Origin of the sequence: Kineococcus glutinatus (genome assembly GCF_039542765.1) — a bacterium.
In the GTDB taxonomy this organism is placed as follows: domain Bacteria; phylum Actinomycetota; class Actinomycetes; order Actinomycetales; family Kineococcaceae; genus Kineococcus_A; species Kineococcus_A glutinatus.
The window spans coordinates 1-10,315 of the sequence record NZ_BAABIL010000206.1 but is presented as its reverse complement, the minus strand read 5'-3'; the positions used below and the strand labels follow the sequence as shown (position 1 = coordinate 10,315).

The 10,315-nt window shown below is 76.2% G+C and carries 10 protein-coding genes; 4 read left to right on the top strand and 6 right to left on the bottom strand.

Annotated elements, in window-relative coordinates; genetic code table 11:
* The 3 genes from argG to ABEB16_RS09050 form a co-directional block, all read right to left on the bottom strand.
* A partial coding sequence (gene argG / locus ABEB16_RS09060; protein ID WP_345711933.1) for an argininosuccinate synthase occupies positions 1-1,401 on the bottom strand: 1,401 nt, incomplete at its 3' end.
* Between the two features lie 79 nt (positions 1,402-1,480).
* Positions 1,481-2,533 carry an Atu2307/SP_0267 family LLM class monooxygenase gene (locus ABEB16_RS09055; RefSeq protein WP_345711932.1) on the bottom strand — a complete coding sequence of 351 codons (1,053 nt, stop codon included), beginning with the start codon at positions 2,531-2,533 and terminating at the stop codon, positions 1,481-1,483.
* A 93-nt stretch (positions 2,534-2,626) separates the two neighbouring features.
* Positions 2,627-3,874: a saccharopine dehydrogenase family protein gene (locus ABEB16_RS09050; RefSeq protein WP_345711931.1), complete on the bottom strand. Its 1,248-nt coding sequence runs from the start codon at positions 3,872-3,874 to the stop codon at positions 2,627-2,629.
* A gap of 189 nt (positions 3,875-4,063) precedes the next feature.
* Here ABEB16_RS09050 and ABEB16_RS09045 point away from each other — a divergent pair, with 189 nt between their 5' ends.
* Positions 4,064-5,611 (top strand): APC family permease, encoded by a 1,548-nt coding sequence (locus ABEB16_RS09045; protein WP_345711930.1) that lies wholly within the window; start codon positions 4,064-4,066, stop codon positions 5,609-5,611.
* Positions 5,612-5,702: 91 nt separating this feature from the next.
* Here the strand turns inward: ABEB16_RS09045 and ABEB16_RS09040 are convergent, their stop codons facing one another.
* Positions 5,703-6,269, bottom strand: coding sequence for a TetR/AcrR family transcriptional regulator (locus ABEB16_RS09040; RefSeq protein WP_345711929.1), 567 nt, complete (start codon positions 6,267-6,269; stop codon positions 5,703-5,705).
* A gap of 115 nt (positions 6,270-6,384) precedes the next feature.
* Here ABEB16_RS09040 and ABEB16_RS09035 point away from each other — a divergent pair, with 115 nt between their 5' ends.
* On the top strand, positions 6,385-7,323 hold the full coding sequence (locus ABEB16_RS09035) for an SDR family NAD(P)-dependent oxidoreductase (protein ID WP_345711928.1): 939 nt from the start codon (positions 6,385-6,387) through the stop codon (positions 7,321-7,323).
* A gap of 51 nt (positions 7,324-7,374) precedes the next feature.
* On the opposite strand, the gene ABEB16_RS09030 is transcribed toward ABEB16_RS09035, so the two are convergent.
* Positions 7,375-8,094 carry a phosphodiesterase gene (locus tag ABEB16_RS09030; RefSeq protein ID WP_345711927.1) on the bottom strand — a complete coding sequence of 240 codons (720 nt, stop codon included), beginning with the start codon at positions 8,092-8,094 and terminating at the stop codon, positions 7,375-7,377.
* Positions 8,095-8,179: 85 nt separating this feature from the next.
* Between ABEB16_RS09030 and ABEB16_RS09025 the strand changes: the two genes are divergently transcribed.
* Positions 8,180-9,106 carry a hypothetical protein gene (locus ABEB16_RS09025; RefSeq protein ID WP_345711926.1) on the top strand — a complete coding sequence of 309 codons (927 nt, stop codon included), beginning with the start codon at positions 8,180-8,182 and terminating at the stop codon, positions 9,104-9,106.
* 22 nt (positions 9,107-9,128) lie between these two features.
* On the opposite strand, the gene ABEB16_RS09020 is transcribed toward ABEB16_RS09025, so the two are convergent.
* Positions 9,129-9,644 (bottom strand): hypothetical protein, encoded by a 516-nt coding sequence (locus ABEB16_RS09020; RefSeq protein ID WP_345711925.1) that lies wholly within the window; start codon positions 9,642-9,644, stop codon positions 9,129-9,131.
* 164 nt (positions 9,645-9,808) lie between these two features.
* Between ABEB16_RS09020 and ABEB16_RS09015 the strand changes: the two genes are divergently transcribed.
* Positions 9,809-10,315 (top strand): ATP-binding protein (locus tag ABEB16_RS09015; RefSeq protein ID WP_345711924.1); only part of this gene is annotated, 507 nt, incomplete at its 3' end.

The following is a 10,315-nucleotide window of genomic DNA, read 5'->3' as shown; positions in this document are numbered from 1 at the left end:
GCGCGATGCGATGGCCTCGGCGCCGCCGGCGGGCATGGCGCCGATGAGCCCGGTGGCCGCGGCCTGCGCGGCGCCGACGAGGGCGCCGCGGCCACCGGCGACCTGCGTGCCGCCGACGAGCCCGAGCTGGGCGTACTGCTCCAGCTTCGCGCGCGAGTCGGCGATGTCGAGGTTGCGCATCGTCAGCTGCCCGATCCGGTCCACCGGCCCGAACGCGGAGTCCTCGGTGCGCTCCATGGACAGCTTGTCCGGGTGGTAGCTGAACGCCGGCCCGGAGGTGGCCAGGATCGAGTAGTCGTCGCCGCGCCGCAGCCGCAGGGTGACCTCCCCGGTGACGGCCGCGCCCACCCAGCGCTGCAGCGACTCCCGCAGCATGAGGGCCTGCGGGTCCAGCCAGCGCCCCTCGTACATCAGCCGGCCGAGGCGGCGGCCCTCGCTGTGGTACGTCGCGAGGGTGTCCTCGTTGTGGATGGCGTTGACGAGGCGCTCGTAGGCGGCGTGCAGCAGCGCCATGCCGGGCGCCTCGTAGATGCCGCGGCTCTTGGCCTCGATGATGCGGTTCTCGATCTGGTCGGACATCCCCAGGCCGTGCCGGCCGCCGATGGCGTTGGCCTCCAGCACCAGGTCCACGGCGGAGGCGAACTCCCGCCCGTCGATCGTGACGGGGCGGCCCTGCTCGAAGCCGATGGTGACGTCCTCGGTGGCGATCTCCACGGCCGGGTCCCAGAACCGCACGCCCATGATGGGCTCGACGAGCTCGACGCTGGCGTCGAGGTGCTCCAGCGCTTTCGCCTCGTGGGTGGCGCCCCAGATGTTGGCGTCGGTGGAGTACGCCTTCTCGGTGCTGGCCCGGTAGGGCAGGTCGCGGGCCAGCAGCCACTGCGACATCTCGGTGCGCCCGCCGAGCTCGCTGACGAAGGCGGCGTCCAGCCACGGCTTGTAGATGCGCAGCGTCGGGTTGGCCAGCAGGCCGTAGCGGTAGAACCGCTCGATGTCGTTGCCCTTGAAGGTGGAGCCGTCACCCCAGATCTGCACGCCGTCGTCGAGCATCGCCCGCACCAGCAGCGTGCCGGTGACCGCGCGGCCCAGGGGGGTGGTGTTGAAGTAGGCGCGGCCGCCGGAGCGGATGTGGAAGGCGCCGCAGGTGAGGGCGGCGAGCCCCTCCTCCACCAGCGCGGCGCGGCAGTCCACCAGCCGGGCGAGCTCGGCCCCGTACACCGACGCGCGCTCGGGCACCGAGGCGATGTCGGGCTCGTCGTACTGGCCGATGTCGGCGGTGTAGGTGCAGGGCACCGCACCCTTCTCGCGCATCCAGGCGACCGCTACGGAGGTGTCGAGGCCGCCGGAGAAGGCGACCCCCACGCGCTCGCCGACGGGCAGGGAGGTGAGCACCTTCGACATGGGCAAGATTATGCATGATGCTGGATGGTCATGCAATCAGCCGGTGCCGCCCGGGTGGTCGGCACCGGCCGCGACCGGCTCAGGCCTCCGCCGCCACCCGGCGCCCGGCCAGCTCCGCCCGCACCGCCGGGGCGACCTCGGTGCCCAGCAGCTCGATGGCCCGCAGCACGTCGCGGTGCGGCATCGTGCCGACGCTGACGTGCAGCATGAAGCGGTCGACGCCGCCGAGCTGCTCGTCGAGCAGCAGCAGCTTGTCCGCCACCTCCGCCGGGCTGCCGACGTAGAGGGCGCCGCGCCGGCTGCGGGCGGCCTCGTAGCCGACCCGGCTGTAGGGCTGCCAGCCGCGCTCGCGGCCGATGGTGTTCATCGCCACCGCCATCGGGCCGTAGTTGATCTCCACGGCCTGCTGGGTCGTCGGCGCGAGGAAGCCGTGGGAGTGCACCGCCACCGGCTTCGGGGCGTGCCCGGCCTCGGCCAGGGAGCGGCGGTAGAGGTCCACCAGCGGGCGGAACTGCTCCGGCATCCCGCCGATGATCGCCACCGCCAGCGGCAGGCCCAGGCGCCCGGCGCGCACCACCGACGACGGGCTGCCGCCGACGCCGACCCACACCGGCAGCTCCTCCTGCACCGGGCGCGGGTAGACGCCGAGGTCGTGGATGGGTGCGCGGTGCCTGCCGCTCCACGTGACGCGCTCGTCGCGGCGGATCGCCAGCAGCAGCTCCAGCTTCTCCGCGAACAGCTCGTCGTAGTCGTCGAGGTCGTAGCCGAACAGCGGGAAGGACTCGATGAACGAGCCGCGCCCGGCGATGATCTCCGCGCGCCCGTCCGAGAGCCCGTCGAGGGTGGCGAAGTCCTGGAAGACCCGCACCGGGTCGTCGGAGGACAGCACCGTGACGGCGCTCGTCAGCCGGATGCGCTCGGTGCGGGCGGCCGCGGCGGCCAGCACGACGGCGGGGGCGGAGGCGGCGTAGTCGCTGCGGTGGTGCTCGCCGAGGCCGTACACCGCCAGGCCCGCCTGCTCGGCGGCGACGACCTCCTCGACGACCTCGCGCAGCCGCTGCGGGTGCGCCATGACCTCGCCGGTCGCCGGGTCGCGGGTGGTCTCCGCGAACGAGCTGATGCCGATCTCCACGGCTGGTCGCCTCCTCCGGTCCGGGACCCTCCCGGCTGCTTGAGCCTTCAACGAGCTTACCGGGTGGTGGATTCCCCGGGGCTCGGGCTCGCCTCACGCCCCCGGCCTGCGCTCCTGCAGCCCCCACGGCGAACCGTGCCCGCCCGCCAGCAGCTCCAGGAACGGCACCGCGTCGAACGCCTCCGGCCCCAGCACCCCCGCCCCCGCCCACGTCCCCGACGCCAGCAGCTCCAGCGCCACCACCGGGTTCACCGCCGTCTGCCACACCACGCACTGCGCGTCGAACTCCGCCGTCGACCAGGCGTTGTCCACGACGTGGTGCAGGTACACCTCCCGCGGCGCGCCGTCCTTGCCGCGGCCCGTCACCCACACCCCCGCGCACGTCGAGCCGCTCATCCGCGGCCCCAGCGTCGCCGGGTCGGGCAGGCAGGCCGCCACCACGTCGCGCGGGGCGACCTCCACGCCCTTGACCCGCACCGGGTCCGTGCGGTCCAGCCCGAGCGCGTGCAGCGTCCTGAGCACCCCGATGAACTCGCGTCCCAGCCCGTACTTGAACGTCACCCGCCGCGCGTCGATCCAGCGCGGCATGAGGAGCACCTCCTCGTGCTCGACGTTGACGCACTCCACCGGCCCGATGCCGCCGGGGAAGTCGAACACCTCCGGCTCGCTGAACGGCTCGGTGGTGAACCAGCCGCGGTCCCGCTCGTAGACCACCGGCGGGTTGAGGCACTCCTCGATGGTCGTCCAGATGGAGAACGACGGCGCGAAGACCTCCCGGCCCCGCTCGTCGCGGACCACCAGGTCGGCCCCGTCGCGGGTGCCCAGCTCGTCGATCTCGGAGAACAGGTGGTCGGCGGCGTAGCGGGCGAAGACGTCCGACAGCCCCGGCTCCACGCCCATCCCCACCAGCGCCAGCCGCCCCGCGTCCTCCCAGCGCCGCGCCAGGGCGAACTGCTCGTCGCCGAGCTTCACGCCCGTGCGGGCGTGCGGCTCGGTCGGGTGCGGCCGCGACAGCGACATCGCCATGTCGAGGTAGTCCGCCCCCGCCTCCAGCGCCCCGGTGAAGACCGGCAGGACGAACCGCGGGTCCACCGCGTTGACGACGTGGGTGGCGCCGTGCTCGCGCGCCAGCGCCGTGACGGCCGCCGCGTCGGAGGCGTCCACGTGCGCGCTGCGGAAGCGGGTGTCGCCCCGGTGGCGGCGGCGGACGGCGGCCACCGTCCGCTCGGCGCGGGCGGTGTCGTGGTCGGCCACGACGAGGGCGTCGAAGAAGTCGCGGCGCGCGGCGGTCTTGGCGAGGGCGTCGCCGACACCGCCGGCGCCCACGAGGAGGATGCGCATGGCGGGACGGTAGACCCCCGCTCCGCGCGACGCGCCGAGTCGGCGATGTGGACCTGCGGAAAGCGGCGCGGCTGGGCCGCGGGAGCGTTCCTTCCGCGGACTCCTTGCCCCCCACCCCCCGGATGCGTACCTTGCCCGGGGTCGACGACGACCGTCGGCCGCACGACTGCGAACAGGACGGGGTACGCCATGGCTGAGGTACCGGCGACGAGCGACCGCGCGCAGGGGGTGCCACCCCCGTCAGCGGGCAAGGGGCTCACGCCCGGTGCGCTGGGGCTGTGGGGCAACACCGTGATCGGGTTGGGGTCCACCGCCCCCGCCTACAGCCTGGCGGCGACCCTCGGCTACGTCGTGTTCGCCGTGGGGGACCGGGCGCCGGCGATGTTCCTGCTCGCCTTCGTCCCGATGCTGCTCGTCGCGGTGGCCTACCGCGAGCTCAACCGCGCCGCGCCCGACTGCGGCACGACGTTCACCTGGGGCACGAAGGCGTTCGGCCCCTGGGTGGGCTGGATGGGCGGCTGGGGGGTCGCCGTCTCCGGGATCATCGTGCTCGCCAACGTGGCCGAGATCGCCGGCATCTACACGTTGCGCTTCCTCGGCCTCGACGGCGCCGCCGAGAACCTCGGCGTCCGGGTCACCCTCGGCGTCCTGTTCATCATCGGCATGACGTGGATCAGCTACCGCGGCATCGTCATCTCCGAGCGGCTGCAGAACGTCTTCGTCCTGCTGCAGTTCGCCGTGCTCGGCTTCATCGCGATCGGCGCCCTCTGGCTCGTCTACTCCGGCGGGGCGGGGGAGCAGGCCGTGCGCCCGTCGCTGGAGTGGTTCTCCCCGTTCGGGTTGAGCGCCTCCGCCATCGCCGAGGCCGTCATCCTCTGCGTCTTCATCTACTGGGGCTGGGACGCCTGCCTGGCCGTCACCGAGGAGACGAAGGACTCCGACTCCACCCCCGGCAAGGCCGCCGTGCTGGCCACCGTCATCCTGCTGGCGACCTACCTGCTCGTCGCCGTCGCGGTGCAGGCCTACTCCGGCTTCGGGGACACCGGCATCGGCCTGGCCAACGAGGAGAACGCCGACGACGTCCTCACCGTCCTCGGCGGGCCCGTCGGCGGCGCCGTGGTCTCCTCGCTGCTGCTGCTGACGGTGGCCGTCTCCGCCGCCGCCTCCACCCAGACGACGATCCTGCCCACGGCCCGCGGGGCGCTGGCGATGGCCGTCTACGGGGCGCTGCCCGCCCGCTTCGGGCACGTCCACCCCAGGTTCCGCACGCCGTCCTTCGCCACCGCCGTGATGGGCGCCGCGGCGGTCTTCTTCTACCTGGTGCTGTCGTTCGTCAGCCAGAGCGCGCTGATGGACTCCATCGCCTCCCTCGGCCTGGCCGTGGCGTTCTACTACGGCATCACCGCGTTCGCGTGCGTGTGGTTCTTCCGCCGCACCCTGACCCGCTCGGTGCGCGACTTCCTGCTGCGCGGGCTCGTCCCGCTCGTGGGCGGGCTGGCGATGCTGTGGGCGTTCGGCCAGAGCGCCGTCGACATGGTCGGCACCGACTACGGCGAGACGAACTTCGGCCCGGTCGGCGGCGTCTTCGTCATCGGCGTCGGCATGCTCGCCCTCGGGGTGCCGCTCATGCTGGCCTGCGCCGTGCGGCTGAAGGCGTTCTTCCGCGGCGAGACGCTCGACGAGGACACCCCGATCCTGGTGCCCGACACCGGCGCCCCGCCCATCGGCGGGCTCTGACCGGCAGGTGCGGCACGACGGCGGCCCGCTCCCCCCGGGGGGAGGCGGGCCGCCGTCGTGCGCGGGGCGGGCGCCGGTGGTGCGCAGGGCCTCAGGAGGGGGCGCGCAGCCCGGCCAGCACGATGCCGGCGTAGGCCTCCGCGGCCCGCGGGTCCGGGCCGCCGATGCGCGCGGCGTGCCCGAGGCCGCACACCAGGCGGCGCAGGTCGGTGACGGTGACGCCCTCGCGCACCACCCCCGCGGCCCGGGCGCGCTGCAGCAGCTCGTCGCAGGTGGCCGTCAGCTCCGCCAGGCGCGCCGCGGCGGCCGGGGTGCTCGTGTCGGTGCCGGAGAAGACCTCCTGCAGGGCGGCGTCCTCGACGAGCAGGCGCACCCCGCTGCGCAGCAGCCGGTCGAGCCCGGCGAGGGGGTCCGGTTCGACCGCGGCGGCGCGGGCCTCGGCGTCGAGGCGGTCGAGGCTGTCGGCGGCGAGCGCCTCCAGCAGGGCGCGGCGGTCGGGGAAGTGCCGGTAGACGGTGCCGACGCCGACGCCGGCGAGCCCGGCGAGGACGTTCATCGGCAGGGCGGTGTCCCCGGCGGCCAGCCGTCCCCGCGCGACGTCGAGGACCCGGGCGCGGTTGCGGGCGGCGTCGGCGCGCAGCTCGGGGGCGGGGGGCACGGGCCCAGGGTACGGCGCCCGGACGAACCATCGATTCGGATGACCCATCCGGTTGTGTGCTAGCGTCCCGTTTGCGGATGGACCATCCGTTTCCTCCGAGACCCCGGAGCCCCCCGTGCCCCAGACGCTGCCCGACCCCACCCGCTGGACCGCCGCCGACGTCCCCGACCAGAGCGGCCGCACCGCCCTCGTCACCGGTGCCTCCAGCGGCCTCGGCGCCCACCTCGCCCACGTCCTCGCCGCCCGCGGCGCCACCGTCGTCATGGCCGTGCGCGACCGCGCCAAGGGCGAGCGCGTCCGCCGCGCGATCCTCGACACCGGCGTCCCCGGCGCGCTGGAGCTGCACCCGCTCGACCTGGAGGACCTCGACGCCGTCCGCAGCTCGGCCGCCGCCCTCGCCGACCGCCCCCTCGACCTGCTCGTCGCCAACGCCGGCATCGCCGCCGGGGCGCACCGGCTCAGCCCCCAGGGCCACGAGATCCACCTCGCCACCAACCACCTCGGCCACTTCGCCCTCACCGGCCTGCTCCTGCCCGCCCTCGAACGCGGGCGCGACCCGCGCGTCGTCACCGTGACCTCCGGCCTGCACCGCCTCGTGCGGCGCTTCGACCCCACCGGCGCCGACCCCCGCCCCCACCAGCCCGGGCGCGCCTATGCCCGCTCCAAGCTCGCCAACGCCCTCACCGCGCTGGAGCTGGACCGCCGGCTGCGCGCCGCCGGCTCCCCCGTCACCAGCGTCCTGGCACACCCCGGCATGGCCCGCACCCCCATGCAGGACGGCCCCGGCAGCCTCCCCGCCCGGCTGGTGGTGCGGCTGCTCGTGCCCGTGCTGGCCCGGTCCACCGAGCAGGGCACCCTCCCCCTGCTGCACGCCGCCACCGCCCCCGGCCTGCCCGGCGGCGTCCTCGTCGGTCCCACCGGACCCGTCACCCGCACCCGCGTGCGCTACGAGGAACCCAGCAGGCTGGCGCTCGACACCGACCTCGCCCGCCGGCTCTGGACGGCCTCCGTGCGGCTCACCGGCGTCGAACCGGTCGCCGCGACCGCCCGCTGACCACCGCGGCCCCGCCCGCGGGGCTCCCCGGGCCGCGTCCGGCCGGGCTGCTCAGGCCGCGTCCAGCCGGGCGCCCCGGCCGCGGCGGGAACCGGCGTACGCCACCCGCCGCGCCGCGGTCATCCGCGGTCCGGGCGGCAGTCCCGGCAGGGCGTGCAGCACCGGGTCGAACACCGGGTCCGGCAGCACCCGGCCGGTGTCCACCTCCAGCCGCGCGAACGGCCGCCACGGCCCCCGCCGCTCCGCCACCGCCAGCACCCACCCCGGCCCGGGCCGCGCGGGGATCGCCGCCACCATGAGCGGCCCCGCGGGGCTGCGGTGCGCGAAGAACGTGGTGTACGCCGACGTCAGGGGGTCGCGGCGCGGCGCGGGCAGGTGCCGCCCCAGCGGGGACAGCCCCGCGCTGGACAGCAGCAGGTCCCAGGGGCGGCCGTCGTCGCCGGGCACCCGCAGCGCCAGGCCCAGCAGGTCCCGCCACCCCGCCGGCAGCCCGGCGCCCTTGGACAGCCGCACCACCACCTCGTCGCGGCCGGGGGAGTCCAGCCACGGCACCCCCACCCGCACCTGCAGGCCACCGCGGTGCACCACGCCGGGGTGGGTGAGCCCGGCGGTGTGCACGGCCTCCCGGGGGCGGCGGGTCCGCAGCCGCGCCACCTGGGCCATCACGGTGCCCAGGGCGGCCAGCGGCGGGGCGGCGTCGGGGTGCTCGGCGTCGGCGGTGCCGGGGGGTGCGGGGGCGCTGGTGGTGTCGGGTCGCTCGGGGACGGCCATGCCCGGCCCCTACCCGCCCGGCGGCGCCCCGACACCCCGGTGCCCCGCACCCCGGCGCCGCCGACGCCCGCGGGAGGATCGTGCCGTGACCCCGCGCCCGCCGTTCGGCCTCCTCCTCGACGTCGACGGCCCCGTCTCCAGCCCCGTCACCCGCACGATCCACCGCCCGGAGATCGTCGCGAGCATCGTGGCGCTGGCCGCCGCGGGCGTCCCCGTCGTCTTCAACACCGGCCGCTCGGACGCGTTCGTGCGCGAGCAGGTCGCGGGGCCGCTGCTCGCCGCGGGCCTGCCGCCGCACGCGCGGGTGCACGCCGTCTGCGAGAAGGGCGCCGTGTGGGCCCCGCTGGCCGCCCTCGTCGCCGGCGACGTCACCGTCGACCACGCCCTCGCCGTCCCCGCCGACGTGCACGCGCTCGTCGGCGGCATCGTCGCGGCCCGCTGGTCGGGTGCGATGTTCGTGGACACCGCGAAGCTGACGATGGTGTCGGTGGAGCAGCGGGTGGACGTGCCCGCCGAGGAGTACGCCGCCGCGCAGGTCCCCTTCGAGCAGGAGGTGTTCGACGCCTGCGCCGCCGCCGGGCTGGGCATCGGCTGGCGCGGGCGCACCCGGCCCGACGCCGCGGGGGAGGTCCCGTACCGGATCGACCCGACGATCATCGCCAGCGACGTGGAGTCCGTCCGGCTCGGCAAGGACCTCGGCGCCGAGCGCGCCCTGGAGCTGCTGGCCGCCGACGGGCCGCTGCCGCTGCGCTGGCGCACCGTGGGCGACTCCCGCACCGACTACGCGATGGCCGACCTGCTGCACGGGCGCGGCTGCGAGGTCGCGCACGTGGACGTCCGGCCCGGCGACGGCGCGCTCGAGCGGCCCTACCCGGTGCTGCTGGCCGGCGCGGCGGTCGACGACGAGGCCGGTGCCGCCTACCTGGGGCGGCTGGCGGCGCTGGTGAGCGGCGGGACCGGCGACGAGGAGGGCGGCGGGCTGACCTGGAGCGGCGGGCGCGCACCCCGCTGAGCCGGGTGCGGGACCGCGGCGCTCACGGCCGGCCGCTGGCGAGGACCGGGGCGGGTGCGACCCCGTGGACCTCGACGCGGTCGGGACCGCCGAGCAGGGCCGGGTCCTCCCCGGGCAGCAGCTCCGTCGACATGATCCGCCGGGTGTGCTCCTCGAGGTGCCGGGCGGCGGTCACGAACACCAGCACCACCATCCCCCGGTCCGCCCGCCGCAGGACGAGGACGTCGACCAGGCCGTCGGTGTCGGCCACCGCCGGCCAGATGCGCTCGCGCCCGCTGCGTTCGTCGGCCGCAGCCTGCTCCTCGCTGCGCGGCCCCTCGAACGTCGTGACCTGCACGGCGGTGGGCTGCTGCCCGGCGCAGCGTCCGCGGTGGTGGTCCACGACCTCCCACACCGTCGCCCCCGCCGCGGCCCGCCGGGCCTCCTCCTCGGACCCCCAGGTCCGCAGGGAGACGGGCGCCGCCCCGGAGGCCGGCACCAGCGTGCGCTCCTCCACGGGCGACCCGCTCCCGCCCCCGGTCGTCAACGTCGCGTACACGGCATCCTCCTGCTCCTCGTGCGGCCCGCCGGCTCCCGCGGCGGCTGCACCCGAGGGTCGTCGTGCCGGCGGCACCGCGGATCCGCGGAACCACGGCTCCGCGGTACCGAGTTCCGCGCCGCAGACCCTCGCGGTGGTCCCCGGCGCGGGAGGACACTGCGCGGGTGACCACCGCGGCGGTGGGCGGGATCGTCGGGCGCGAGGCGGAGGCGGCCGAGCTCGCGGCGCGCCTGGCCGCGGCCCGCGCGGGCTCCGGTGGTCTCGTCCTGGTGTCCGGCCCGGCGGGCATCGGCAAGACGGCGCTGGTCGAGGCCCTCGCCGCGGGGGCCGGGGTGCCGGTGGTGCGCGGCCGCGCCTGGGACGGGGGAGCGCCCCCGCTGTGGCCGTGGCAGCCGCTGCTCGACGTCCTGGGGGACGGTGCCGGCGCAGGCGACCCGCAGGCCACCGCCGCCACCGCAGCCGCCACCGCAGCCGACGCCGCCGCGCTGCGCTTCGCCCGCCTGCAGCGGCTCGCCACCGCGGTGCTGGAGCGAGGACCGGCCGCCGGGCCGCTGCTGGTGCTGGAGGACCTGCACCAGGCTGACGCCCTGTCCCTGGACCTCCTGCGCGCCGTCACCGCCCGCGCGGCCGGGTCGGCCCTGCTGGTGGTGGCCACCCACCGCGACGTGCCC

Bases quoted from the DNA above. Each gene is read 5' to 3' on its own strand.
- ABEB16_RS09045 (WP_345711930.1), top strand. From the start codon at position 4,064: ATGGCTGAGGTACCGGCGACGAGCGACCGCGCGCAGGGGGTGCCACCC.
- ABEB16_RS09050 (WP_345711931.1), bottom strand. From the start codon at position 3,874: ATGCGCATCCTCCTCGTGGGCGCCGGCGGTGTCGGCGACGCCCTCGCC.
- ABEB16_RS09030 (WP_345711927.1), bottom strand. From the start codon at position 8,094: ATGGCCGTCCCCGAGCGACCCGACACCACCAGCGCCCCCGCACCCCCC.